At 57.7% G+C, this 24428-nt stretch carries 25 protein-coding genes and 2 pseudogenes; 19 read left to right on the plus strand and 8 right to left on the minus strand.

The features are described 5' to 3' along the window. Positions 1-155 precede the first annotated feature (155 nt). Positions 156-1112 (minus strand): quinone oxidoreductase family protein, encoded by a 957-nt coding sequence (locus tag MRBLMR1_RS10255; RefSeq protein WP_500064454.1) that lies wholly within the window; start codon positions 1110-1112, stop codon positions 156-158. A 104-nt stretch (positions 1113-1216) separates the two neighbouring features. Continuing rightward, positions 1217-2992, minus strand: coding sequence for a monovalent cation:proton antiporter-2 (CPA2) family protein (locus tag MRBLMR1_RS10260; protein ID WP_183687815.1), 1776 nt, complete (start codon positions 2990-2992; stop codon positions 1217-1219). 410 nt (positions 2993-3402) lie between these two features. On the opposite strand from MRBLMR1_RS10260, the pseudogene MRBLMR1_RS10265 reads away from it, so the two are divergent. The 6 genes and pseudogenes from MRBLMR1_RS10265 to MRBLMR1_RS10290 all read left to right on the plus strand — a co-directional run. Then, a pseudogene (locus tag MRBLMR1_RS10265) lies at positions 3403-3723 on the plus strand (alpha/beta fold hydrolase); the annotation flags it as partial. A 121-nt stretch (positions 3724-3844) separates the two neighbouring features. Further along, a complete protein-coding gene (locus MRBLMR1_RS10270) occupies positions 3845-4168 on the plus strand; it encodes an alpha/beta fold hydrolase (protein WP_500064457.1) in 324 nt (107 codons plus the stop codon). Between the two features lie 113 nt (positions 4169-4281). Next, positions 4282-4701 carry an L-alanine exporter AlaE gene (gene alaE / locus MRBLMR1_RS10275; protein ID WP_183687817.1) on the plus strand — a complete coding sequence of 140 codons (420 nt, stop codon included), beginning with the start codon at positions 4282-4284 and terminating at the stop codon, positions 4699-4701. Between the two features lie 58 nt (positions 4702-4759). Beyond that, complete coding sequence (locus MRBLMR1_RS10280) at positions 4760-5833, plus strand: nitronate monooxygenase (RefSeq protein WP_183687819.1); 1074 nt, start codon at positions 4760-4762, stop codon at positions 5831-5833. A 31-nt stretch (positions 5834-5864) separates the two neighbouring features. Next, positions 5865-6356 (plus strand): hypothetical protein, encoded by a 492-nt coding sequence (locus tag MRBLMR1_RS10285; RefSeq protein WP_183687821.1) that lies wholly within the window; start codon positions 5865-5867, stop codon positions 6354-6356. Further along, positions 6346-7284, plus strand: coding sequence for a LysR family transcriptional regulator (locus MRBLMR1_RS10290; RefSeq protein WP_500064460.1), 939 nt, complete (start codon positions 6346-6348; stop codon positions 7282-7284). Before MRBLMR1_RS10285 ends, MRBLMR1_RS10290 begins: the two co-directional genes overlap by 11 nt. A gap of 1 nt (position 7285) precedes the next feature. On the opposite strand, the gene MRBLMR1_RS10295 is transcribed toward MRBLMR1_RS10290, so the two are convergent. The 3 genes and pseudogenes from MRBLMR1_RS10295 to MRBLMR1_RS10305 form a co-directional block, all read right to left on the minus strand. Beyond that, entirely contained in the window at positions 7286-8203 is a 918-nt protein-coding gene (locus MRBLMR1_RS10295; protein WP_500064462.1) for a LysR family transcriptional regulator, read from the minus strand. Between the two features lie 130 nt (positions 8204-8333). Beyond that, positions 8334-9375: pseudogene (locus MRBLMR1_RS10300) on the minus strand (LLM class flavin-dependent oxidoreductase). Between the two features lie 112 nt (positions 9376-9487). Then, positions 9488-10150 (minus strand): hydrolase, encoded by a 663-nt coding sequence (locus MRBLMR1_RS10305; protein ID WP_112512049.1) that lies wholly within the window; start codon positions 10148-10150, stop codon positions 9488-9490. A 539-nt stretch (positions 10151-10689) separates the two neighbouring features. Here MRBLMR1_RS10305 and MRBLMR1_RS10310 point away from each other — a divergent pair. From MRBLMR1_RS10310 to MRBLMR1_RS10370, 13 genes are all read left to right on the plus strand, one after another. Beyond that, positions 10690-12204 (plus strand): outer membrane protein assembly factor BamB family protein, encoded by a 1515-nt coding sequence (locus tag MRBLMR1_RS10310; RefSeq protein ID WP_183687827.1) that lies wholly within the window; start codon positions 10690-10692, stop codon positions 12202-12204. A gap of 97 nt (positions 12205-12301) precedes the next feature. After that, positions 12302-13045, plus strand: a complete 744-nt coding sequence (locus tag MRBLMR1_RS10315) for a 3-oxoacyl-ACP reductase family protein (RefSeq protein WP_183687829.1) — start codon at positions 12302-12304, stop codon at positions 13043-13045. A 57-nt stretch (positions 13046-13102) separates the two neighbouring features. Further along, positions 13103-14056, plus strand: coding sequence for a hypothetical protein (locus MRBLMR1_RS10320; RefSeq protein WP_183687831.1), 954 nt, complete (start codon positions 13103-13105; stop codon positions 14054-14056). A gap of 184 nt (positions 14057-14240) precedes the next feature. After that, positions 14241-14336, plus strand: a complete 96-nt coding sequence (gene pqqA / locus MRBLMR1_RS10325) for a pyrroloquinoline quinone precursor peptide PqqA (protein WP_183687833.1) — start codon at positions 14241-14243, stop codon at positions 14334-14336. A 20-nt stretch (positions 14337-14356) separates the two neighbouring features. Then, positions 14357-15274, plus strand: coding sequence for a pyrroloquinoline quinone biosynthesis protein PqqB (pqqB, locus tag MRBLMR1_RS10330; protein WP_183687835.1), 918 nt, complete (start codon positions 14357-14359; stop codon positions 15272-15274). Beyond that, the gene (gene pqqC / locus MRBLMR1_RS10335; protein WP_183687837.1) at positions 15246-16070 is read left to right on the plus strand and encodes a pyrroloquinoline-quinone synthase PqqC; all 825 of its coding nucleotides are present in this window, start codon (positions 15246-15248) and stop codon (positions 16068-16070) included. The genes pqqB and pqqC overlap by 29 nt, the downstream gene beginning before the upstream one ends. Continuing rightward, positions 16067-16363: a pyrroloquinoline quinone biosynthesis peptide chaperone PqqD gene (gene pqqD / locus MRBLMR1_RS10340; protein WP_183687839.1), complete on the plus strand. Its 297-nt coding sequence runs from the start codon at positions 16067-16069 to the stop codon at positions 16361-16363. Before pqqC ends, pqqD begins: the two co-directional genes overlap by 4 nt. Positions 16364-16428: 65 nt before the next feature. Then, complete coding sequence (gene pqqE / locus MRBLMR1_RS10345; protein ID WP_500064505.1) at positions 16429-17508, plus strand: pyrroloquinoline quinone biosynthesis protein PqqE; 1080 nt, start codon at positions 16429-16431, stop codon at positions 17506-17508. Between the two features lie 301 nt (positions 17509-17809). Continuing rightward, positions 17810-18205 (plus strand): ester cyclase, encoded by a 396-nt coding sequence (locus tag MRBLMR1_RS10350; protein WP_183687841.1) that lies wholly within the window; start codon positions 17810-17812, stop codon positions 18203-18205. Positions 18206-18533: 328 nt separating this feature from the next. Next, positions 18534-18839, plus strand: coding sequence for a hypothetical protein (locus MRBLMR1_RS10355; RefSeq protein ID WP_500064467.1), 306 nt, complete (start codon positions 18534-18536; stop codon positions 18837-18839). Positions 18840-19016: 177 nt separating this feature from the next. Beyond that, on the plus strand, positions 19017-19619 hold the full coding sequence (locus MRBLMR1_RS10360) for a hypothetical protein (protein ID WP_500064469.1): 603 nt from the start codon (positions 19017-19019) through the stop codon (positions 19617-19619). 4 nt (positions 19620-19623) lie between these two features. Further along, positions 19624-20298 carry a response regulator transcription factor gene (locus MRBLMR1_RS10365; protein ID WP_183687847.1) on the plus strand — a complete coding sequence of 225 codons (675 nt, stop codon included), beginning with the start codon at positions 19624-19626 and terminating at the stop codon, positions 20296-20298. A gap of 1 nt (position 20299) precedes the next feature. Further along, positions 20300-21661, plus strand: coding sequence for a sensor histidine kinase (locus MRBLMR1_RS10370; protein WP_500064471.1), 1362 nt, complete (start codon positions 20300-20302; stop codon positions 21659-21661). A 261-nt stretch (positions 21662-21922) separates the two neighbouring features. On the opposite strand, the gene MRBLMR1_RS10375 is transcribed toward MRBLMR1_RS10370, so the two are convergent. The 3 genes from MRBLMR1_RS10375 to MRBLMR1_RS10385 all read right to left on the minus strand — a co-directional run bounded on the left by MRBLMR1_RS10375 (position 21923) and on the right by MRBLMR1_RS10385 (position 24394). Beyond that, a complete protein-coding gene (locus tag MRBLMR1_RS10375) occupies positions 21923-22942 on the minus strand; it encodes a zinc-binding alcohol dehydrogenase family protein (protein WP_183687851.1) in 1020 nt (339 codons plus the stop codon). 139 nt (positions 22943-23081) lie between these two features. Further along, positions 23082-23411 (minus strand): antibiotic biosynthesis monooxygenase family protein, encoded by a 330-nt coding sequence (locus tag MRBLMR1_RS10380; RefSeq protein ID WP_183687853.1) that lies wholly within the window; start codon positions 23409-23411, stop codon positions 23082-23084. Next, entirely contained in the window at positions 23408-24394 is a 987-nt protein-coding gene (locus MRBLMR1_RS10385; RefSeq protein WP_183687855.1) for a zinc-dependent alcohol dehydrogenase family protein, read from the minus strand. Before MRBLMR1_RS10385 ends, MRBLMR1_RS10380 begins: the two co-directional genes overlap by 4 nt. Between the last annotated feature and the right edge of the window lie 34 nt (positions 24395-24428).

A 24428-nucleotide genomic window follows, 5' to 3' on the forward strand; every position in this document is an offset into this window, starting at 1 on the left:
CTCTGACCGCCACCCTTATAAAAATGACTTTCAATCATGTAACCTCTATGGCATCGGGGTAAGCCGCGCGATAGAAGCGCTTCCTGCAAAACTGTGTCGCTGAACCCGGACCGGCTTGCGGCCGGGTGGGCCGGAATGAGCCGCAAGTCCCCGTATCAGGGGATCATCACAACACGGCCCAGAGGCTTGGCGGTCTCCGCATAGTCATGAGCCTCTGCCGCCTCACAGAGGGGAAATGTCCGGTCGATCACGACCGTCAGACGTTTGTCGCGCGCCGCCGCCAGCAGTGCGTCCACAGTTCCGGATACGTCCGGCCTCTCGAACAGCGTCCCCATGAACACCCCGTGCAGGGTCTGGTTGTTCTGCATCGCCTGCCAGAGATCGACAGCCAGGCCGCCACCTCCGGCATTGCCGACGAAGACGAGGCGACCTTCCGGGGCAAGGGCGGATAGCGACGCCTGCAGGGTCGAGCCGACGGGGTCGATGACGAGATCCGCGCCCTTCCCGCCGGTGAGCCGGAGAACCTCGTCCACCACGTCCTCCTGCAGGCGATCGATGACATGGGATGCACCGAACTCCATGAGGCGCGCCTGCCGTTCGCGGCCGCCTGCAATAGCGATGACCCGCGCGCCCTCTGCATGGGCGATCTGGACGGCTGCCAGGCCGACGCCGCCGGCGGCGGCCTGCACCACCACCGTCTCGGCCTGCCGCAGGCCGCCTTTGGTGATCAGGCAGTGATGCGCCGTGGTGAACGAGATGGGCAGTGTCGCAGCCTCCGCCATGCCCAGCCCGTCGGGCACACGCCATGTGCGGGAAGCAGGCACGGACCAGAGTTCCGCATGAGAGCCATGCATGTCGAAGGCCGTCACCCGCTGGCCGACAGCCCGGCCCGAAACATTGGCACCGATCGCAACGATCGTCCCGGCGGCAGCATAACCGACGACCCAGGGCGATGCCTGAGGGGTAGACCTTCGATTGATCAGGTCGCCACCCTCGATCGAAATCGCCTCGACCGCGATCAGAACATCGTCAGGTCCGCAGACGGGATCGGGCATGTCGACATAGGTCAGGACCGAGGGCGGGCCGGGCTCGGCATAGACTGCGGCTTTCATATGCGTTCCTTTACCGTGCTCAAGGTTATGCCATCGCATGATGGCAGCGAGGACCCGCCGTTGTAGCCTGCCGGCCTGTGCCAAGGGCCGTTTTGCGCCTAGCGTCAGGTCGCGGATCGGTCCTTGCTCGCCGCCTTGCTCAGCGGCTCCGGAACCGGCTGCAGCAACAGCCGGTCGCGGCCGGACATTTCGTCCCCCTGTACCTGTTCCGAAAGGCGGCCTTCATCTCGTTGACGCACGTCCTCGGCGGTCTCCTCGATATCCAGTTCGGCATATCCCAGGGCTCGCAGGCCCTCGGCACCCATGAGATAGGCGGATTCGACCGTCTCTCGGATCTGGTAATCCACGCCTGCCCGGATCAGTTCCACCGCATGCCCGCGATCATAGCTTCGTACCAGGATCCTCGCCTGCGGAAACTCATGCTGCGCCAGTTCCACCATGTGCAGCGCGGCCTTCGGATCGTTGACGCAGATCATCAGCGCATCGGCAGAGCCTGCCCCGGAGTGGCGCAGGGTATCGAGACGCGTGCCGTCACCGAAAAAGACCTTGAAGCCGAAGCGCCCGGCATCGCGGATGCGATCGGGGTTGGTATCGATAACCGAAAGGCTGACGCCCCTGGCGAGCAGCAGTTGCGAGGCGATCTGGCCGAACCGCCCGAAGCCGATCATCAGCACCCTGCCGTTCAGGTCGCGGGCCAGTTCGACGCCCTCCATCGAGGCCTCGTTGCGCAAAAGTCGGTCCGCCGCGATCATCAGGAGCGGCGTCAGGGCCATGGAGAAGATCACCACCGTGGTGAACAGGGCGTTGTCGCGCGCATCGATCACGCCGCCGGCCGCTGCTGCGGAATAGAGTACGAAGGCGAATTCCCCGCCCTGAAGGAACATCGAGGTGCGGTGCAGCGCCTTGTGATTGGAGCCGCCGAACAGCCGCGCCACGGCATAGACCACCACGCCCTTGGCGATGGTGAAAGCGACGAGCATGGACAGCAGCAGCCACCATTCCGCGGCGACCACCGAAAGGTCGAGCGACATGCCGACCGCGAGAAAGAAAAGGCCCATCAGCAGCCCGCGAAACGGCTCGATGTCGCTCTCGATCTGGTGGCGATAGCTTGAGCTCGACAGCATCACGCCGGCGAGGAATGCGCCCATCGCCATCGAAAGGCCGGCCGCATCCATCAGCAGCGCCGCACCGAGAACCACGAGCAGCGCCCCTGCGGTCATCACCTCGCGCGTCCGGGCCCGTGCCAGAAGGGCGAAAAACGGATTGAGGCCCCACTTGGAAACGCCCAGCAAGGCAAGCAGGGCCCCGAAGGCGAGCAGGATATCCAGCCAGCCCGACTGGCCCTGCGACAGCGGCGAGAGGAACGCGACCACCGCCAGAAGCGGCACGATCATCAGGTCTTCGAAGAGCAGGATCGAGACGGACTTTTGGCCCTCGGCACTCGATATCTCTCCGCGATCCTGCAGCACCGACATGATGACCGCGGTCGAGGACAGGACGAAACCGGCGCCGGCAACGAAGGCGACCGGTCCCGATAGGCCGAAAACCAATATGCCGGTCAGGGCAAGGGCTGCGGTCGCCGCCGCCACCTGTACCAGTCCCAGTCCGAAAATCTGGCCGCGCATGGCCCATAGCTTATGCGGGCGCAATTCAAGTCCGATGACGAACAGGAACATCACCACCCCGAGTTCCGAAAAATGCAGGATGGAGAGGGTGTCGGTAAACAGGCCGAGCACGGAGGGACCGACCAGCACGCCGGCGGTGAAATACCCCAGCACCGATCCGAGGCCGAGCCGCCGGAACAAGGGCACGGCTGCGACTGCCGCCCCCATCAGAACGATCGCAGGCCCGATCGTCTCCCCCAAGCTCATATCTGCCATGCGCTCCCCTCTCAGCATCGGGTGCTTGCAAGAGCCCTGATACTCGCGTTCTGCTATTCATCCGTTACCGATTGTCTGTTGGTAGCGTTGCAAGGAGCAGCTGGATAGTCGCGCAATTAGCAAAAGTCTGTCGCAATTTTTGGAACGCCAAAATCCTGGCCACTAAGCTGAAAGTCTGCCAACAAGCAAGGATTGAGAACGCAGGGACATGACATGTCAAATTGCGACCGACGATCGCGACACGGGTGATGCTGTCTACCATCGCTGCCAGCTTTCGTCCTGCGGTGCTGTTAGATTATCCATTGTTCGATCAGTACAGAACGCACGCCCCCGCGAACTTAGGCCCATCGCGCCCAAGCGATTAGAAACTGATTGAAACTAAGCGTGCCGATCTTTGCAGGGAGACATAGATGTCGAAATTTGCCGCTACGATTGCTGTCGCGACTACCCTATTGTTCGGGACTGCAGCCGCTGAGGAGTCCAAGCCCACAATCGTCCTTGTGCACGGCGCATTCGCTGATTCATCCAGCAGGAACGGCGTCGTCAATCACCTCAAAAAAGATGGATACAAAGCAATCGCGGTCGCAAATCCGCTGCGTAGCGTCCCGACCGATGCTAGCTTTGTATCCGATATTCTCGCCAGCATAGAGGGGCCGGTAGTGCTTGTCGGACATTCTTACGGTGGGCAAGTGATCTCGAACGTCGTGAACAAGCACAACAACGTCAAGTCGCTCGTGTACGTGGCAGCCTTCGCGCCGGACGCTGGGGAAGCTGCGGCCGATCTGGCGGACAAATTTCCCGGTGGTACGTTGGGTGAAGAGCTCGCCCCTCCCGTCAAGCTTGCTGGAGGCGGTGATCTTTATATCGACCAGACGAAGTTCCACGGACCAGTTCGCGCACGATATATCGGCCGAAGATGCTGCACTGATGGCAGTCACGCAACGGCCAATCACCGAAGCGGCACTCGCGGAGAAGCCGCTCAATCCCGCGTGGAAGTTGCTGCCATCCTACTTCGTCTTCGGTGACAGCGACAAAAACATCCCGGCAATGGCGCTTCGGTTTATGGCCGAGCGGGCTGGCTCAAGGCGTACGGTTGTGGTTAAAGGCGCGTCGCATGTCGTCATGGTCTCGAAACCGAACATTGTGGCAGAGTTGATTGAGAATGCGGCGAATTAACGCTTTCATTTTTATCAAAGAACCCAGTGCTGCGATACTGCCCGCAGAGCGTGGACGATACGCTGGAGGCTCCCATCGTGGGTAACATAGCAAGCCACGGTAGACGCTCCTTTATGGCCGACACTCTGGCGCTCCTCCTGTTCTTCACTGCGACAGGCATAATCAACGAGCGTATGATTGCCGGTATGAGTTGGGAGCAAATTTTTAATGCGCGTTTGCTTGGCGCCGTTCTTATGGTTCCGGTAGCGCGTCCGTACGGCATTTGGCGCGACTTGCTGATGCGATGCGCTTCCGACAAGCAACTCTCTCGGTTATTCTGGGATAGCACTGCTCTCATCACGTTCCAGGTGCCATTTTACGCCGCGATTCTTGCTCTAAGCGGCGCGCAAAGCTCCAGTCTGCTCAGCGGCACTCTTGGTGCTACGGTCATGATGCTGGTGCTTGGGCCGCCCTATGGTGCATTCCTTAATTGGGTAAGAAGGTGTTTCGGGCTTCCGAAGGGGGGAGTGAAGCCGATGTCATTAAACCTTTGACATCTGGAAGAGTTCGAGAACCGACTTTGGTCAACATTGCAAGAGATATGAGGACGGCATGATTGAACTCCTTCAGACCGAGCACCCGGTGGTGCAGGCGCCGATGGCTGGAATATCCACCCCCGCGCTAGTAGCTGCCGTTTCCAACGCAGGCGGTTTGGGATCTCTGGGCTTAGGAGCAAGTTCCGTCACCCAATCCCGAGCCGCAATAGTTCAGACCCGCTCACTTACCGATAAACCCTTTAACGTGAACGTATTTTGCCACAGGCCGCCGGAACGGGATGAACTCGTAGAGACGACTTGGATTCGTCACTTTTCCGGTTTGTTTGAGAAATTCGGAGTTAACGCGCCGAGAGCGCTGAATGAGATTTATCAGAGCTTCCTGGTAGATGAGCAAGCATTTCTGATGCTGCTGGAATTGCGCCCGCCAATCGTCAGCTTTCATTTCGGCATTCCTTCATTCGACCGGATAGCCGCCTTAAGGACAGCTGGCATCACTACACTCGCGAGCGTAACCAGCCGCGAGGAGGCGAGAATTGCTGAAGCTGCCGGGATAGACGGGATCATCGCACAGGGCTATGAGGCGGGAGGCCATCGAAGCGTATTCGATCCGCAAGGTGATGACGATCAGCTAAGTACCTTTGCGTTGGTGCAGCGGTTAGTGCGAGATGTCGATCTTCCGGTAATCGCGGCCGGCGGCATTATGGATGGCGCCGGAATAAGTGTCGCGCTCAGGCACGGCGCTGTTGCCGCTCAACTTGGAACAGCTTTCATTCTGTGCCCGGAAAGTTCAGCTGAACTCGCATACAAAGAAAGGCTCAGAGCCTCGGGGGCATGCCCTACGACCATGACTTCGGTGATTTCTGGTCGACCTGCTCGCGGGTTTATCAACGACTTAATCACGCATGGAGAACGCCCCAATAGCCCGTTGCCGGCTAGCTATCCCCTAGCCTACGACTTGGCAAAACAGCTGCATTCGGTAGCTGCCATGCGGGGTAACCATGAATATTCCAATTACTGGGCCGGGAAAGGAGCGCCCTATGTCCGCGAGCTACCCGCAGCAGAGCTGATGCAAACTTTGATAGGGGAACTTAGGTTTGCGTCTGATTTAAGCATTCCTTCCGGGAGCTAGGCTACAGTCATGCACATTATGCTTCACCATCATGGCTGGCAGCACGTCCGATTTCTTCTTTCTCGTTCATTTGCGCGGCGTGAGCCGAATTTCAGATACGCGCTGCTTTAAGCGGCAGAACCTTCCGGATGACCGGATCAAACGTGCCGACAGGGCGAAAGCTGCAACATTTTTTGAGTCATTCGGCAGCCGTTCGAGTACCGAGCGGATCGTAGCTTACAAACAGGCGTCGGTCGTAGCCATATCAGCGGATTTGACCCAGAAAAGAGCTTCAAGCCATATTATGCTTGAGCTACAAGATATGGATTGCCGATGGGTTCAAAGACGTTGTGGGAGCGGACAAGAAGCCTTCATACTAGGTGCGGGCAAGAATAAGAAACCCGCTTGGTCGCCGTTTTCATTGAGCATGGCGAACCGGTTCGATCCGGCTACACGGCAAGACGTTGTCATCTGTCCTAGCGATGCGATAGTCCATCACTCTGGTAAACGTCGTCGCATACGAGGAATACAAATTGAACGTTGAAGATATGCGAACCTTTGTGGAAGTCGCCGACACTGGTGGAGTTTCCGCGGCAGCAAGACGGCTCGGTGTTACAAAATCGATGGTTAGCCGACAACTGCATCGACTGGAAGCCCAGCTCGGTGTCCAGCTTCTGGCGCGCACGACCCGCGGTGCCGCGTTGACTGAAGCCGGCGCAACATTTCGCGATCACGCGGCGAGCGTGTGTGCAGAAATAGACGCAGCAAGAGAGATGATCGTTCCGATGGGCGATCTTTGTGGCCTTCTAAGGATCGCAGCCCCGCTTTCTTTTGGACCGACACATTTTGCACCCGTGTTCATCGAAATGGCGAAACGTCATCCCAACCTCCGAATTCACATCAGTTTTAGTGATCATGCTGTTGATCTCGCCACGGATGGGTTCGATTGCGCAATTCGCCTCGGGCGCTCTGAACATCCTGGTCTAGATTCTCATCGTGTCGGGCTTATTTTCGGGAAAGTCGTCGCCAGTCCGGCCTACGTTGAAGAGCACGGATCTCCGGAAACTTTGGAGGAGCTTGTTTCAAATCATGTCGCCCTGACGCAAGGAGATGGGGCTTGGCAGCTTATAGACGGCGACAAGGTCGTCTCGGTTAAGCCAATTAGCCGGTTCAGAGCGGATAACGGGATCGCTCTAGTCGCTGCAGCGCTTGAAGGGCTGGGAGTCGCCATTCTTCCTACTGGTCTTATCAGCCATCACTTGGCTTCGGGCACGTTGGTGCCAGTGATGACAGATTTTCCTGTTCCTGACGCTGGCATAGATGTTGTTTGTTTACATTCGAAGTATACAGTACGAAAAATACAGGTGCTTACAGAAATGCTCTCAGAGAGTTTTGACCACAGTTCGGTCTCGGGGGCGCCTTTCGAACAGTCGCTCGCGGTAGCAGTGTCGACCCGAGCGATTGTTAAATGAATCAAGGCCCATCAGCGTAACGGGTCAATTCCGGTTCGAGGGTTTCGATAAGCATTTCCGTCAGTACTCTCACCTTCCTGTTAGGCTGTAGTCCAGGTGGCCGAACCACAAATATGCCTGCTCGCGGCAGAGGATAGCGCGCTAGGACCGGAACTAGAGTCCCAGCAGCCAGATGATCGTGAATGAATTGGTTGGCCAACGCAGCTATACCGAGACCTGCGGCGGCGGCGGCGGCAAGAGCTGTCCCGCTGTCTGCTTTGAAGCGACCTTTCGGCTTAATGACAATAAGTTTGTCACCATCCATGAGCTTCCAGGTATCCGCCCCAAGAAGCGCTTGATGTGAGAACAAATCGTCCAGGGTCTCAGGACTACCGTTTTTCCGTATATATTCCGGGCTAGCTACGAGTTTTCCATGGAGTGGCCCGATGCGGCGGGCGATAAGGTTCGAATCGTCAAGGAAACCGACCCGAATGCCACAATCGAAACCCTCACTTACCAGATCAACGAAGCGATCAGTGTAAGATGTATGGATTTGGAGTTGAGGGTGCCGTTTCCCCATCTCTGCCAAAACGGGTGCGAAATGGGTCGGCCCGAACGAAAGGGGGGCAGCTACGTGGAGGAGCCCTCGAAGCTCACCAGCTGGTAATATCGTTTCCTTTGCTACATCGAGCTCGGCGCAAACTCTTAGGGCATAATCGTAAAACGTCGCACCTGCGTCAGTCAAAGATATCCCACGCGCTGATCGTACTAAAAGGTGAACACCGAGGGAAGTCTCAAGCCGGCCGACACCACGACTTACCATCGACTTCGAGATTCCAAGTCGCTGCGCCGCTGGAGTTAAACCTCCAGAATCAGCAACCTCAAGAAATGTCCTCAGATCATCAGTATCCACCACGCATTTCCCCTTAAAGAAGCTCATTGTGAGACACGCCGCCTGACCCGGGCTTGGAACTTGCTTCGTCCGCTCCTGACACTTGGCTGGTAGAATGGGACCCCGTTGATTGCGATGTCAAATGGTACACTGCTGCATCTCTCGACGGCCGCCGCAGCTATCGAGCCAACTTCAGCGCTCTTATGGCGGGTGCTACTTCAACTCCTAGAAGTTGAATCGATCGTACCATCGCCGCGGATTCGGACGCTGCCGACGTCATCTGGAAAGCGACGCGGGAAATCCCTCCAAGTACGTCACTAGCGTGTCTTAGCTTCGCCGCTACCGTACCCGGATTACCAAATAAAAAATGCCCCACGCGAGCTCGTCAGCTCATCAAATTGTGTACGCATTGGTTCCTGTAAGCCGCGCTCACGCGCATATTGGCCTACCATTCTGGCCCATCCAGGGAAGAATATATTCTGCGCTTCACTGTCGCTATCTGCCAAGAAACCCATTGCGTGCACTCCCACCTTTAACTTGACCGCGTCATGCCCGGCACGCCGCCCTGCCTCGCGATAGAGATCTACGAGAGGTCGGAATTGTTCAAACGTCCCTCCGATGATTGCGATCATCAGCGGCAAGCCGAGGTCTCCCGCTCGTTCAAAGGATTCCGGTGTGCCGCCCACGCCTACCCATATAGGTAGCTGTGGCTGATGCGACCGCGGGAATACGCCTTGCCCATTCAACGAAGGACGAAATCGTCCCTGCCAAGTTGGATTCGTCGTCTCTCTTAGTTTGAGCAATAACTCGAGTTTTTCTGAAAACACAGCGTCGTAATAATGCAATGGTAGACCGAGCAACGGAAAAGCCTCCACAGACGATCCTCTCCCGACGACCACTTCGGCGCGCCCACGCGAAATGAGATCAAGTGTGGCAAACTCCTGAAAGACCCGCACCGGATCGGTCGCGCTCAAAACGGTAACGGCACTTGTTAATTCAATCCGCCGAGTGCGAGCAGCCGCAGCAGCCAGAATAACCGCAGGTGCTGAGTCGAGGAATTCACTTCGATGATGCTCGCCGATACCGAAGAAGTCGAGATCGACGATGTCAGCGGCCTCGACTTCCTCAAGGAGGCTAGCCATCCGATCGGCACCCGCGGGCATTTTTCCGGTTGCGGAATTTGGAAAGAAGCCAGCGAAGCTGTGGATACCAATGTCCATGGAAATTGCGTCTTTAGCCTAAGTGAGCTGAGTGCGATGTTGGTAGACCGGCTTGAAGGTGGCGAGGGTTCAGTGGAGTTTGATCCAGCCACCGATCCTCGCCCGTACCAGCTTAGAAACCGGAGCTTTCCAGTGACTCGACTGGGGTTTTAAGCAGTTGCTGCTCCCAAAGGAACGCGATGCCGATGCCGGGTTCAAAGTCCTTGAGCACTTCCACGAACGCGTCAGTGTGCTCGGTCCGAGCATGGTCTCGGTACCATTCGGATGCAAGCGCCAACCATGTCATAACATTGGCTCCCGCAGCGATCATTCGCTGGACGGCTCGCTCGTGTGATTCAACGGATACGCCACCGCAAGCATCAGTGATCACGGTCACGTCCCAACCTTCGCCGAGAGCGTGAATAACTGGCATGGCGACGCAAATCTCGGTGTAGAGTCCCGCGATAATAAGCTGTTTGCGACCGGTTGCCTTCACAAGATCAACAACCTTCTTATCTTCCCACGTGTTGAGGGTGGTGCGGTCAATGACTTCCTGGTCGGGAAAAATCCCTGTAATTTGAGGGAAGATTAGTCCACCACGGTCGGCTACGACGCTCGTGATAATCGTCGGCACACCAAACGCCTTGGCCGACTTGGTCAAACCGGCTGTACTTGCTACTACATCTCTTGGAGAGTGGCTGTTTACGTTCGCAAGCTGAAAGGGCTGATGATCGATCAGGACAAGCACCGATTCCTCAGGGCGAAGTAGCGAGTTGAGTCCATTGCGCAAGCTCATGATAATCCTTTAATTTTGAAGTTGCCCAGTTAGCAACGATCACGTTGCCGAAGAGAACCTGTCATCCTGGTTCCGTGCCAGCTAGTCATGCTTGGCGCTACACTCTGTCGCGCTTCGGGGAACGCTGCAATGTCAGACGCTCGCCCGTCGGATCGTAATGCTTGAAAAGCTTTCCCGCTGGTAAGGGCAAGGGTCAGCGCCCGACTGCCTGTTCCTGTTTGTGCGACACACTTCCTCACAGGGTGCGACTTTTAGCAAACCTTCGTCAACGCTACGGTTAGTCATCACCAAGGAGGAATGTTGTGGTCAACAATTCAACCACCAGAGCCGAAGCCCATCGCGAGTCTTCAGTCGCGAATACTGACATTGATCTTATCAAGTTGCGGTCGGCAGGCGTATTATGCGAGACATCTACGTCCGCTTTAGCGCCAAACGAACTAGCAGCTGAGAAGAGAAAGGGAGGGAGCAGACAACTCCTCTTGTCCCTGTCAGCGCTTGTGGCGTTTTCGGGATCGGTTGCTCATGCTGACCCGAAATCGGTGAACGAAAACAATTGGCCATCTTACAACAGAACGCTGGCAGGCGACCGATATTCGCCGCTTGATGAGATCAGCCAGGACAATGTTGCCAACCTGACGCGCAAATGTGAATACGCCCTCCCGGAGCCAACATCGTTCCAGACCGGTCCTCTGGTGATCGACGGTGTTCTCTACTTCACCTCACCCAGCGGGTCTTTCGCGGTCGACGCGGCGACCTGCGAAGAGCGCTGGCGCGTCACCCATTCCGTACCAAAGGGCGAGGGCGTCATCTCGGCGAACCGTGGCTTTGCCTATCTCGATGGCAAGCTGTATCGGGGCACCATGGAGGGGCATGTGCTTGCACTCTCTGCAGAGGATGGCCGGACGGTGTGGGATTCCCGGATCCCGGACGCTGGCCCAGGCGTTACCATACCTATGGCGCCGATCGCTGCCGACGGCAAGGTTTTCGTCGGCAATGCCGGCGGTGACCGTGCCAATGTCAGGGGGCACGTCTATGCGTATGACGCGCAGACAGGCAAGCTGCTTTGGCGCTTCGAGGTGATCCCTGACACGCCCGAAATCCGGGCTACTTGGAAAATGCCTCAGGGCAATCCGCTTTCGGGCGGTGGTGTGTGGGTCTCTCTCAGTTACGATGAGGAGACGGGCGTCGTTTATGCACCCACCGGCAATCCCGCGCCAGATTTCGATGCCGAACTTCGCGAAGGCGACAACCTTTATGTCAACTCGATCATCGCCATCGATGGTGAAACAGGCAAGCGGATCACCCACAACCAAGTCGTAAAACGCGACTTCCACGATTGGGGCGTTAGTGCTGCTCCAGCGCTTGTTACGACTGCCCTCGGGCGCAAAATCGCGGCTTCTGCTAACAAGGATGGACTGCTCACGGTTCTTGACAGAACGAACCTCAGCGCCGGTCTTCCTTTCGTGTATGCCCAGCCCACGACTACACGTGAAAACGGCGATGTGCCGCTTTCGCGAGAGCGCCCCACCAAATTTTGTCCAGGGTTATTCGGCGGGACTGAGTGGAACGGCGCTGCCTACCACCCCGCTGAAAACACCCTATTCGTCGGTGCTGTCGATTGGTGCTCAACAGTGACGCTCCAGTCTCGTGACGCTCCTGTTCCGCCTACAGGAGATATTTGGCTCGGGGTTCTCGAGCCTCTCAACAAGGTTCTCGCAGACTGGTCGACAGCACGTGGCTGGCTCACCGCTTTCGATGCCGACACGGGCGACATACGCTGGAAGCTGGAGACGCCAAAACCCGTCCTTGCCGGTATTACCCCTACGGCAACCGGACTGGTCTTCGCAGCCGACCTCGCCGGCAACCTGTTCGCGCTTGACGCGGCAAGCGGTAAGCGGTTGTGGAACGACAATCTGGGCCAGCCTCTCGGCGGCGGTCTCATAACCTATCAGGTAGGCGAAAAGCAGTTTGTGGCGGCGGCCGTTGGCAATGGCGGTGGGGTTTGGCCGATCGACGTGACGCGCAGCAGCATCGTCGTCTACGGCCTCCCCTAATGCGAAAACTTTGAACGAACCGGCGGTCTCGCAACTCGGTACGCCGCTATTTTGCCGAGACCGCAGCTTTCCAACGAACCAACCGAACAGGTGATTCATGAATGAACTTGCTGGAAAACGCGCGCTGGTAACAGGCGCGTCGCGAGGCATCGGCGCAGCCATCGCGATCATGCTGGCCAAGAGAGGCGCTGACGTTGCAATTACCTACGAAAGCTCCGCTGACAAAGCCGGCAACGTGGTGAGCGAGATCGAGCGAACAGGGCGAAAATCGTTTGCCATTCGAGCCGACAGCGCTGATCCCGAAGCGGTCAAGCGTGCAGTCGAGGAAACGGTCGCCGGCCTCGGCGGGCTCGACATTCTTGTCAACAATGCCGGCATTGCTCGTTACGCCAACGTCGGCGACGACGGAAGCCTTGCAGACCTTGATGCCATGTTCAATGTGAATGTCCGTTCGGCCGTAGTGGCCTCGGGCGCCGCGATGCAGCACCTCAGTGAAGGCGGGCGCATCGTCATGATCGGATCGTTTCTGGCTGAGCGGGTGCCGTTTCCCGGAGTAACGCTTTACTCGACCACCAAATCCGCACTCTCGGCTTTCAGCAGGGGCCTCGCGCGTGACCTCGGTTCACGGGCCATCACGGTGAACTTGGTGCAGCCGGGGCCGACCGACACTGATCTGAACCCGGCAAACGGGGATCACGCGGATGGACTACGCGCCCTCACCGCGCTCGGACATTACGGCGAGCCCGGCGATATCGCGTCGGCGGTAGCCTTTCTCGTCAGTCCTGCGGCGAAATTCATCACCGGAACAGTGCTCAACGTAGACGGCGGGATCAGCGCCTAGCACCTTTTATTCGCCTTGGAGGAAATGACTATGGGCCGCCTTCGCATTGAAAGAGGCATGTCGATCTCATCGCATCGGAAACCTGCGATTACCCTGTCACGGACCATCCTGACCGCAGTTGCTATAGCTTGCGCGGGTCACGCAACTGCATCCCCTACCGAAATTGTCATTGGAGGGCCGAACACCTTCCCTGAAAATATTACATCGACGCGAGACGGAACCCTTATCACCGGTTCAGTCGGCACGGGTGGCATCTTCAGGGCGTCGCCAGGCGCGGCCATCGCCACGCAGTGGATTGCTCCCGGCGACAACGGCCTACTCGACACCTTCGGCGTCCTCGCCGACGACGCATCAAACACTTTGTGGGTCTGCTCGTCGCGCATGGACCCGCCTGCCGCTGGAGCGCCGCCTGTAGTCCCGGCACTCTACAGATACCATCTCGATACCGGCGCCTTCCGCAGCAAACATCCGCTGCCGGGTGACAAGGGCCTCTGCAACGACATCGCTATCGGCCCCGATAAGGCGGCCTATGTCGCCGACACGACCGGGGGGCGCATCCTGCGCCTGCCAGACGGCGGCGAGACCCTGGAGGAATGGTCCAGATCCGCGGAGCTCGATGGCGCGGACGGCCTCGACTTTCAGGAGCGGCAGCTGTTCGTAAACAGCTTCACGACGGGAAAGCTGTTCCGCATCGAATTGCGGGCAGACGGCTCCGCTGGCGCACCGGTCACGCTTACCACATCACGCCCTCTGATGCAGCCGGACGGGCTGCGGCGGCTGAACGCCACCCAGTTCGTCATGGCGGAAGGCGGAGGCACCATCGATCTTCTTACCGTAAAGGGCGACACGGTCGAGGTGGAGACCCTGCGATCCGGTTTGATAGGCCCGGCTGGCGTCACCATTGTCGGCGACACTATCTGGGCCTTGGAATCCAAGCTTTCGATGCGCGGTCAATCCAAGGTCGATGCGGCGCCATTCAAGGCTTACGCAGTTCCCGTGGCTGGGGACTGATACGATCTTGGCGCTAGATGCGCCAAGCGCAGCACTGAACGACATGCCTCCAGCACGTCGTGCAGATAGGCTGCAACACCACGTTTGCTGCAAACGTGTTCGTGAGGGCCGGTTCACAAAGTGCCTGCTCGTCTACCTTCGCCCTGCGGCCTTGGTCGCGAAACAAAACGATAGGAGTTCCGATATGAAATGGACTGCACCGAAGTTTGTTGAGGTAACTTGCGGAATGGAAATCAACCGTTACGCACCGGCAGACGGCGACGAGCCCGTTCTGTTCTGATCGTGAAGGGCACGGGGCTTATGACCGGTCTCCGGCTTCTCGTGCTCGGCTCGGCCGCGGGCGGCGGCCTGCCGCAATGGAACTGCAATTGCTCCAATTGCGCCGCCGCCCGCGATCCTTCTTCCGGAATCCTTCCGCAGACGCAGTCGTCGCTTGCCGTCAGTCTCGATGGCGAGACATGGGCGATTTTCAACGCCTCTCCCGACATCCGCCAGCAGATCCAGCAGACGCCGCAGCTTCATCCCAAAACACTTCGACACAGCCCGATCAAAAGCGTCGTCATCACCAATGCCGATGTCGATCATATCGGCGGGCTTCTGACGATCCGCGAAAAGCAGGCTTTCGATCTGTTCTCCACGTCGGCAATCGGTGCGGTGATCGATGCCAATCCGGTATTCCGGGTTCTCGACCCGGCCTTCGTCAAGCGTCACGCGATCCGGCCCGACGACGGGTTTTCGCCGCTCGACGGTCTTCAGGCGCGCATTTTCGCCGTGCCGGGCAAGGTGGCACTGTTCCTGGAGGAGGGCGAGCCGGAGCTTGGGCTTGAAGGCGAACAGACGATCGGCGTCGAACTCATCGCCAACGGCAAACGCGCCTATTATATTCCGGGCTGCGCGACGCTTCCCGATTGGCTGTGCGAACGTATCCGCGGCGCCGATCTGGTCTTCTTCGACGGCACGGTGTTTACCGATGACGAGATGATCCGCGTCGGTACCGGCATAAAGACCGGACAGCGGATGGGGCATATGCCGATCACCGGCGACGGGACCGACGGCGAGGGAAGCCTCGACGTCCTGTCGAAACTCGACATAGGCCGGATGGTCTATGTTCACATCAACAATACCAACCCGATCTGGCGCGACGGCGCGGAGCGGGATGCCGTCACCGCCGCCGGTTTCGAGGTCGGTCATGACGGAATGGAGATCGACCTTGTCTGACATTCAGAACGTGGCACAGAACCGAACCGATTTCGAAGCCCGCCTGCGCGCCATCGGCGATGCCCGCTATCACGACAAGCATCCCTTCCATGGCATGCTGCATGGCGGTGGGTGCTCGATCACGCAGGTCCGTGCATGGGTGATCAACCGCTTCTACTACCAGAGCCGCATTCCGCTCAAAGATGCCGCCTTCATGTCGCGCTGCGAGGATATCTCGATCCGCCGCGCATGGCGCAAGCGCATCGAGGACCATGACGGCGGACGCGAAGAGGGCGGTGGTATCCGCCGCTGGCTGAAACTGGCCGAGGCGGTCGGGCTCGATCCCGATTACGTCGCTTCGACGCGTGGCGTTCTGCCGGGCACGCGGTTTGCCTGCGATGCCTATGTGCGCTTCGTGCGCGACATGCCGATGCTGGATGCGGTAGCCGCGTCGCTGACCGAGCTTTTCGCGCCGACCATCCACAAGAACCGCATCGCCGGCCTGATCGAGCATTACGCCTTTGCCAATGACGAGGCGCTGTCCTATTTCCGCAAGCGTCTCGACGAGGCACCGGTAGATGTCGCCTTCGGCCTCAACTACGTGCTCGACCATGCCGACACGAAGGAAAAGCAGGATGCGGCAGCGGCAGCACTTACCTTCAAGACTGACGTTCTCTGGGCGCAGCTCGATGCGCTGCATAATGCCTATGTTTCGCCGGCTCTTCTGCCTCCGGGCGGCTGGGACGGTAAGGAAGGCGTGATCGGCGATCTGGATCAGCCGGCGCTGAAGCATGACATCAAGGGAGCAGCCGAATGAGCGAGCCTTCTGCGGTAACGGTAACGGCACAGACGGTGGCCAAGCTTGCCCGCGGCGTGCGTTTGCGGGAGGATTCCGTGCGCGGTCAGACGGTGCTTCTGGCACCGGAACGGGCGCTGGCGCTCGACGAGATTGCGGTCATGATCGTGCATGCGCTCGATGGGGAACGCGATCTTGATGCCATCGCGCAGGAATTTTCGGTAAAGTTCGAGGCGCCGAAGGATCAGATCCTCACCGACGTGATCGCCTTCGTCGACGAGTTTTCCAAGCGTCGGATGCTGGAGCTGAAATAGTGAACGAGCATGTCAGCATTCCGCGGACCAGCGAATGGACGGACAAGGATGGGGTTGTCGGCCGCATCCGCATTCCGGCGCCGATCGCCATGCTGGCGGAACTGACCCATCGCTGTCCGCTTGCCTGTCCCTATTGCTCCAACCCGCTGGAACTCGACGGGGTCAAGACGGAGCTGTCCACCGAAGAGTGGATATCGGTTTTCGAACAGGCGGCCGCACTCGGCGTGCTGCACTTGCATCTGTCCGGCGGCGAGCCGGCAGCCCGGCGCGATCTGGTGGAACTGACGGCTGCTGCCGCCAAGGCGGGTCTCTATACCAACCTGATCACCTCGGGCATCGGTCTGACCGAAAAGCGCATTGCCGAACTGTCCGAAGCGGGTCTCGACCATCTGCAGCTTTCGATCCAGGGCGCGACACCGGCCCTGGCCGACAAGGTGGGGGGCTACAAGGGCGGCTATGATCGCAAGATCGCGGTGGCGGAATGGACGCATGCGGCCGGTATTCCGCTTACCGTCAATGCCGTCTGCCACAAGCAGAACATGGACCAGATCGGCGACATGCTGGATCTCGCCGTCAAGCTCGGCGCCCGCCGTATCGAGATCGCCACCGTGCAGTTCCACGGCTGGGCGGAGCGGAACCGCAAGGCGCTGATGCCGACCAAGGAACAGGTGCTGAAGACAAACGCCTTTGTCGACGAGGCCCGCAAGCGGCTGGAAGGCATGATCGTCATCGACTACGTGCCGGCCGATCATCATTCGAGCTACCCGAAGGCCTGCATGGGCGGCTGGGGGCGCACCGGCCTCAACGTCACGCCATCCGGCAAGGTTCTACCCTGCCACGCGGCCGAAAGTATTCCGTCCCTGAATTTCGAGACGGTGCGCGACAAGCCGCTGACCGATATCTGGTACGACAGCGACGCCTTCAACGCCTATCGCGGCGACAGTTGGATGCCGGACCTCTGCCGTACATGCGACCGCAAGGCGATCGACTTCGGCGGCTGCCGCTGCCAGGCCATGGCGCTTGCCGGCGATCCGGCCGCTACCGATCCGGTCTGCATTCGGTCGTTCAAGCGGCAGGCGCTGGTGGAACAGGCCGAAATCGACAGCTGCACCGAGCCCCCGGACTTTATTTATCGAGGGCGCTGACCGGGATTTGAATAAGAAAGTCATGATCTCCCTTGGAGCTTTCTTCATTCATTTCCGGCTGAAAACAGCGAACACTCTTGAAAATTGGGGCGTCGTTACAAGGCGATAGCGTCCAAATATCGCTTGGCGGCTGATTAATGTTAGTTCCTCTTTGCGCGACACAGTTAATCAGAGCCCAAGGCTTCAAATGACTGAACTGCATATCTAGTGTTGTGGCCCACCCCTTCGAAATTACTCTTTGCCAGCGTCACAGGAGCGATCCCGGCTTGAGGTGCCTATTTTTGATCTCGTGGAGAAACAGATGTCCGAAATGAACTTACGAGAATTTTTCACCCGCTATATCGCCGTTTTGAACACTCACAAGTTTGATCAGCTCATCGAATTTATGCATGACGAGCTTCTGGTTAATGGGCATAGAGTGACTTTGAGCCAGATGATCCTTGAACTCGAAGGCCATGTGTCCGCCGTCCCCGATTTAGTATGGCGCGTGGAAAACATTGCCGTCGAAGGTGACCAGGTCGCGGCTCACTTAATGAACAAGGGGACTCCAGTGAGGGAATGGTTTGGCTCTATGCCAAACGGCTCCAGCGTCGAATTTGCTGAGCATGTATTTCATAAGATCCGCGATGGTCGGTTTTACGAACAGAACTTTCTGCTTGATAAGTTTTCAGTGCAAAATCAGCTTGCTCCTCAGTGAGCGACCATCTCGGTTCTACTTCGGTCTTACCCCATCGGCAGGTTTGATCGGTGTACTTCATCTTCCGGACGAGCGCTGATCAGTTCTCGCTTCTAGAACCGTGACCGCATTAATCAGTAAGGTTTCGCGTTATCGGTTTGTCCCGGTCACCCACGAGAGCTCGCTCCGTTTAAACGGAATAGGAGTCAAGAGTTTTGGCTGATGCGGTAAACCGCCAGACGTCATCGATCATGTAATTTCTGCGTAATTATGAGATCCCATAAGCTTCCGGCGGGATAGCGCTTCGCTCTCGCAGTCGAATGACCTACCTTAAAAGAGGGTACATGAAATGAGCAAAGCCTCACCAGATCACGTCTTCATGCGACGCTTATCCGCCGGAACGGTATTCGCGGGCCTCCTTATCCTGACCGGTTGCCAGACACCTGAACAGGAACGCCATGCCGATCTGGATACCTGCTCTGCAATGGGCGCGCGATACGGCTCATCCTCCCATACTGGATGCATGCTTCAACAGCAGCAGCGTCGTGACGACGCGCAAATGCGAACCCTTGAGTCAGCCAGGCTGAGCCAGATCATGGCGGAAGATGCGCGCCGGCAGCACGAGCGCATGAGAAGAGAGAGACAGCGGGACTAATTTCGACTTCGGAGGGAGGCTTGAGCTGATTGCGTTCGACCTATTTGACTAGCCTTCTGCTGATGCAAGCCAGACGCGAGCCGGATGTTCATAAGCCTCCTCACTATGAGGGCAAATCTCTACCCAGCGTCCGATCACAGCCCCAAACCTGGAGACTGAAGGCTCATGTCCACTCCATTGCGCCATGCGCTAAGTCTTGTCCGGTGCCACAGAACGGAATTCATCGTCATCAATGCAGCATTTTTCAGCCTGTTTGCAGCAACGATGACGGTGACGCTGCTGAACCCGGAAATCCAACCAGCCATATTGAACACAATGTCGGGTATCGTGCGGACAGACCTTGCCGCTCAGGTCTACCTCAGCGGAAACGTCCTCTATGCAGCGTCAGCAACATTGGCGGTCAATCTCGGGATTGCAGTGCTGCTGATTTCGATCCCGTCGTTTTTCATCCCCTTTTTCGGCACCGCATTCGCAATGGTGTTTGCTGCGACCTATGGTGTGACGCTAGCTCCCATTGGTCCTCATGCGACTGCCATGATCCCCCACTCCATCACGGTTGTGATCGAATTCCAGGCCTATATCGTAGCGACCCTAGGCGCCTATTTAACCGGGCGCACCATTTTCTTGCCTGTGGTGGGAGAAAAGCGGTCGGTCGGCAAAAGATACGCAGCCGCCGCCGCGCATGTCCTCTCGCTTTACGCGCTCGTCGGTCCGCTTCTTCTCTTGGGCGCGGTCTATGAAGCCTTTGAAATCATCTATCTCGTAAGATACTTCATTTAGAGACATGAAAATCCTATTGGTCGAAGACGATCCCGAAATGGCCGAAGCGCTTCGGACAGCGCTTTCAAGGCATGACTTCGTCTTGGCGGCGGTGGCGGATCTCGCCACGGCGCGAGAAGCGATCGTCATCGAACGATATGATGTTATTCTCATCGATCGTCAGCTTCCCGACGGTGACGGCAGCACTTTGCTCGCCGACATCCGGCAAACCAACAATCCACCCCGCTCCATAATTATCTCCGCCATGGGATCCACAAAAGACAGGATTGCCGGGCTTAACGGTGGCGCCGATGACTATCTGCCCAAACCGTTCGAGGTCGATGAACTGGTCGCCCGCCTTAATGCCGTGGCACGCCGAACGCCTGAGGCCAAGGCAGACGTTATCACGGCCGGCAATGTCCGTTATGATCGGGTGACGCGAGATCTGTATGTCGAAGGCACTCGGCAGGAACTTGCTCGACGAGAACTTCTTATCATGGAGGCTCTTCTCAAGAATCTAGGACGGACGGTGCTGCGGTCTTCGTTGGAGGAAAGCGTGTACTCCTTCGACGACGAGATCCAATCCAATTCGCTGGAAGCCAACATGTCTCGCCTCCGGCGAAAACTGGCGGACGCTGGTGCCGATATCGTCATCCGTAATATTCGCGGTGTCGGATACTTCCTCCTTGAGCAGAAATAGCATGTCTCACCATTCTCTCCGCTGGCGCTTCACACTCGGCTTCATCACCCTTCAGCTTCTCACCATCATCGCCTCTTTCGGGCTTGTTCTATACATCGCGACCCTGAGCGCTCCTCGAGGGGCGGTACCCTCTGCCTGGTACCCGCAGGAGATCTCGAAGTCGGTTACGGTTGACCATAATGGCAAAGCTGCGATCGATCCGACGCCAGCACTCAAGACAGTGATGGATGAATGGCCCACGTCCTGGTTTGTGATCCGCCTCGCTGACGGATCCACAGTGCGGCACGGCGAGATGCCGATAGATATCGCCGAGAATGCGGCGTTCCTCACCAATTTCCGCAGTGTTGAGTTGCGCGGCTATGTCGATGCTCCGGACCGGCAAGCCACGATTGACACGATGTCAACCGCCGCAGGAGAAGCAACGGTGTTGGCCGGTGGCGTATCTATGTCCCTATACCAACTTGTTTTTGTAGTGGGACAGATAACGATCGGTGTCCCCGCCCTGATACTTCTGGTGGTCACCCTTGTCGGTGTCCCGTGGGTTACGAAATGGTCGCTTCGCTCCCTCAGGCAACTGACCGAGCGCTTGAACAGGATCGACTTCGAGGCTCGCGGCGGCGTTGTGGACGAACGAGGATTGCCAAGCGAGCTATTGCGGGTTGTCAGAGAAATCAATCTCGCTCTCAACCGTCTGGACGCCGGTTTCGAAAAAACGGAGCGCTTTTTCGTCAACGCAGCCCATGAACTGCGCACGCCAATCGCCATCGTTCAGGTTCGCGCGGACACGTTGCTGCAAAGTAACGAGAAACTTCACATTCAAAGGAGCATCAAACGGCTGACGGCCATCACGAACCAGCTTTTGGACATCGAGCGATATCGGCAGAATCCGCCGATCTCGCAGGACATCGAATTAACGCATCTCCTGTCAAAGGTTGTCGCCGACCTCGCGCCATTCGCGATTTCCGGAGGTTACGACATCTCTTTCGACACCGATGTTTTCAAGGTATCGATGGAAGGTGATAACGAAGCGTTGGACCGCGCCTTTTCCAACCTCGTTCGTAATGCCATCCAATATGGAGGCGGGCGCGGCGACATCGCAGTGAGGGTAGAGGCCGATGGATCCGTCGTTATCTCCGATCAAGGCGTCGGTATAGCAAAGGAGCTTCATTCACGCATTTTCGAGCCATTCTACCGCGTGAATCCGCATGGATCCGGTGCTGGCCTTGGCTTGAGCATGGTCAGCGAGATTATTGAAAAGCATGGTGGCCTTATAGAGCTCAGGTCATCCCCTGGCCAAGGAAGTGTCTTCGCTATTCGCTGGCGCAATGCATTGCGTATCGAAAGGCGTCGTCAAGAGCCCTAGATCCGGCCTGTCGTAACGTGCGGAACATGGGAGCCCCTTGCTTCGCAAGGTAGCCGATCTTCAGGCCTCAAAGAAATAATGAACGCTCCTGCTCAGTGCTGGACAACCCAGCCAACTTGATGATGACAGCCAGAGCCGCACCCATGGAAATCTGAGATCCGGATAATGTCATCATGCCTCGCCTTTGTTTTTGAGACATCAGATGGTCCGGCGGGCAACTATCCTGCCCGCCGGACTGTTGATCAGGCAACTAACTACTAATCAGTCAAAGCCTTCAAGCACGACCTTGCCGATTGTTGATCCGCTCTCGAGCTGCTCGTGAGCCTTTTTCAGGTTTGCCGCGTTGATCCTACCAAAGTTGTTCGTGGCGGTTGTGCTAATCCTTCCATTGTCGACGGCGGCCGATATCTCGTTCAAGATACGTGCCTGCTCGTCCATGTCCGGCGTGCCATAGATGGCGCGCGTGAACATGAGTTCATGGTGGATCGATACCGCTTTCCGCTTGAATGCCATGACGTCGAAGCCCGATGGATCATCGATGAGGCAGAAACGACCCTGCGGCGCAATCAGCTCGACGATCTCCTCGACATGCTGTGCGGTCTGGGTCGTGGAGAAAACGAAGGCTGGAGCGCCGATGCCCAGTGCCGCGATCTGACTGGCGAGCGGCTTGGAGTGATCAACGACATGATGCGCACCGAGCGATCTGACGAATTCCTGCGTTTCCGGGCGCGAAGCTGTCGCAATAACGGTAAGGTCAGTGAACTGCCGGGCGATCTGAACGGCGATAGACCCCACTCCGCCGGCGCCGCCGATGATCAGGACGGCGGGAGCAGCACCAGGAACCGGCTTATTCACATCCAGGCGGTCAAATAAGGCCTCCCATGCCGTCAACGATGTCAGCGGCAGCGCGGCAGCTTCGGCCCAGTTGAGTTTTGACGGCTTCTTGCCAACGATGCGCTCGTCCACCAGATGGAATTCGGCATTTGCGCCCGGACGGGTGATAGACCCCGCATACCAGACCTCGTCTCCCACTTTGAAATTGGTGACTTCGTCGCCAACCTCCGCGACGATCCCTGTCGCGTCCCAACCAATGACTTTCCATTCCGCACCGTCGTCTGGTGAGGCGCTACGACGGACCTTGTAGTCCACCGGATTGACCGAAATCGCTTTCACCTGAACGAGAATATCTCGGCCTTGGGGCCGCGGCCTTGGCAGTTCGATGTCGATGAGCGAATCCCGCTCGGAAATCGGCGAAGGAATTTTGTATCCGATGGCTTTCATGTGTGTCTCCATTTCGGCGTCTTCGACGTCACTTGTTCATCTTCCTGCGTTCGCGCGAGTGCTGGAAGGAGCCGACAAGCCCCTTCCTTGCGCTATTCTGAAACTTGCTAGGTTGCTGGTATGGCGGATGTTGCCCGTGTTAGCCGGCGGCATCCCTATTTTCACGATGGCTTGCGGCAAAGGCGCCGCCCTCGAGATGATAGACGGTCGGTTCATCCGAGAAGAATCCCTGTATACCGCTCATGAACTCTTCATGGTCGTCGCTCGCTTCGAAACCCGGAGTATGATCCTCGAGCGAGCGCCATTGAACGATCAGGTTGAAGACCTCCGGCGTTTCGATGCCCTGGGCCAATACGTGACTGCGGTACCCATGCGCACGCGTGAGCAGCGGAGCAACCTCCTCGAAGGCCTGCCTGAACTCTTCAGTCTTGTCCTTATGGACAGGCAGCACAGCTATCTCATAAATCATGGTTGCACCTTTGTGTCGGCCGACGGATCGACGGCAATCGCGATCTTGCCCCGCAAGCCGTTGTTGGGCTTTTCGAGCAGCGCATGGGCGCGAGGGAGATCGGCAAGTGAGTAGACGGCACCCACGTGCGGCCGCAGCTGACCGCGTTCCACCAGTGTGCTGAGCTCGTCGAGCTTGCCTTGGTTCTGCCTCGTGAAGACGAAGTGGTAACTCGCGTTCTTGCCCCATGCCTCAATGAGGTTTTGCGGCTGTGCAATGTCCACGATCGACACGACGCGGCCAAGTTGCGCGAGCACCTTGGGGCTGTGGGTCAATGTGTCGCCGCCGAGTGTATCGAAGACGACGTCTACTCCGAGGCCTCCGGTTTCCCGCATGATGGCGTCAACATAATCTTCTTTCCTGTAGTCAATGACGACGTCCGCTCCGACACTTCGCGCAAACTCGAAGTTCTCTTCGCGCACCGTTGTGAAGACCTTCGCACCGATGGCTTTCGCGATCTGGATCGCCACATGCCCTACCCCTCCCGCGCCGCCATGAATCAGGATGCTTTCGCCCACCCTCAATGCAGCACGCGAGACAAGGGCCTCCCAGGCTGTTCCGCCTACCAGGCTTAGGCTGGCTGCTTCCAGGTGGCTGAGCGCCTTGGGTTTCCTGCCAATGATGTTCTCGTTTGCGACGTGGTATTCGGCATAACTCCCCGGCCCGTCGAATATTTGCGGCGTGTACCAGACTTCGTCTCCGGGAGAGAACGTCGTTACACCCGGACCGACGGCTTCGACAACGCCGGAAACGTCATGACCGGTAATCGCCGGCAACGGCACAAGGTCGCGATAGTCTCCTCTCCGAACCTGGTAGTCCAGTGGATTGATCGAGGTGGCATGGACCCGCACCAGGACTTGTCCCGCCTGAGGAGTTGGCTTCGGCACGTCGGAAAGCTCAAAAGTTTCTGGACCACCAAAGGCGTTGAGTGTCATCGCTTTCATTACAAATCCTCACTTTGTTAAATGGAATATCGGG

Origin of the sequence: Neorhizobium sp. LMR1-1-1.1 (assembly GCF_040675795.1) — a bacterium.
GTDB classification, from domain to species: domain Bacteria; phylum Pseudomonadota; class Alphaproteobacteria; order Rhizobiales; family Rhizobiaceae; genus Neorhizobium; species Neorhizobium cellulosilyticum.

Coding starts and splice junctions, on each gene's coding strand:
- MRBLMR1_RS10380 (WP_183687853.1), bottom strand. CDS start 23,411: ATGATTTATGAGATAGCTGTGCTGCCTGTCCATAAGGACAAGACTGAA.
- pqqA (WP_183687833.1), top strand. CDS start 14,241: ATGAAATGGACTGCACCGAAGTTTGTTGAGGTAACTTGCGGAATGGAA.
- MRBLMR1_RS10295 (WP_500064462.1), bottom strand. CDS start 8,203: ATGAGCTTCTTTAAGGGGAAATGCGTGGTGGATACTGATGATCTGAGG.
- MRBLMR1_RS10320 (WP_183687831.1), top strand. CDS start 13,103: ATGTCGATCTCATCGCATCGGAAACCTGCGATTACCCTGTCACGGACC.
- pqqC (WP_183687837.1), top strand. CDS start 15,246: ATGACGGAATGGAGATCGACCTTGTCTGACATTCAGAACGTGGCACAG.
- alaE (WP_183687817.1), top strand. CDS start 4,282: ATGGCCGACACTCTGGCGCTCCTCCTGTTCTTCACTGCGACAGGCATA.
- MRBLMR1_RS10350 (WP_183687841.1), top strand. CDS start 17,810: ATGTCCGAAATGAACTTACGAGAATTTTTCACCCGCTATATCGCCGTT.
- pqqB (WP_183687835.1), top strand. CDS start 14,357: ATGACCGGTCTCCGGCTTCTCGTGCTCGGCTCGGCCGCGGGCGGCGGC.
- MRBLMR1_RS10315 (WP_183687829.1), top strand. CDS start 12,302: ATGAATGAACTTGCTGGAAAACGCGCGCTGGTAACAGGCGCGTCGCGA.
- MRBLMR1_RS10365 (WP_183687847.1), top strand. CDS start 19,624: ATGAAAATCCTATTGGTCGAAGACGATCCCGAAATGGCCGAAGCGCTT.
- MRBLMR1_RS10260 (WP_183687815.1), bottom strand. CDS start 2,992: ATGGCAGATATGAGCTTGGGGGAGACGATCGGGCCTGCGATCGTTCTG.
- MRBLMR1_RS10285 (WP_183687821.1), top strand. CDS start 5,865: ATGGCTGGCAGCACGTCCGATTTCTTCTTTCTCGTTCATTTGCGCGGC.
- MRBLMR1_RS10255 (WP_500064454.1), bottom strand. CDS start 1,112: ATGAAAGCCGCAGTCTATGCCGAGCCCGGCCCGCCCTCGGTCCTGACC.
- pqqD (WP_183687839.1), top strand. CDS start 16,067: ATGAGCGAGCCTTCTGCGGTAACGGTAACGGCACAGACGGTGGCCAAG.
- MRBLMR1_RS10355 (WP_500064467.1), top strand. CDS start 18,534: ATGAGCAAAGCCTCACCAGATCACGTCTTCATGCGACGCTTATCCGCC.
- MRBLMR1_RS10375 (WP_183687851.1), bottom strand. CDS start 22,942: ATGAAAGCCATCGGATACAAAATTCCTTCGCCGATTTCCGAGCGGGAT.
- MRBLMR1_RS10305 (WP_112512049.1), bottom strand. CDS start 10,150: ATGAGCTTGCGCAATGGACTCAACTCGCTACTTCGCCCTGAGGAATCG.
- MRBLMR1_RS10280 (WP_183687819.1), top strand. CDS start 4,760: ATGATTGAACTCCTTCAGACCGAGCACCCGGTGGTGCAGGCGCCGATG.
- MRBLMR1_RS10385 (WP_183687855.1), bottom strand. CDS start 24,394: ATGAAAGCGATGACACTCAACGCCTTTGGTGGTCCAGAAACTTTTGAG.
- MRBLMR1_RS10370 (WP_500064471.1), top strand. CDS start 20,300: ATGTCTCACCATTCTCTCCGCTGGCGCTTCACACTCGGCTTCATCACC.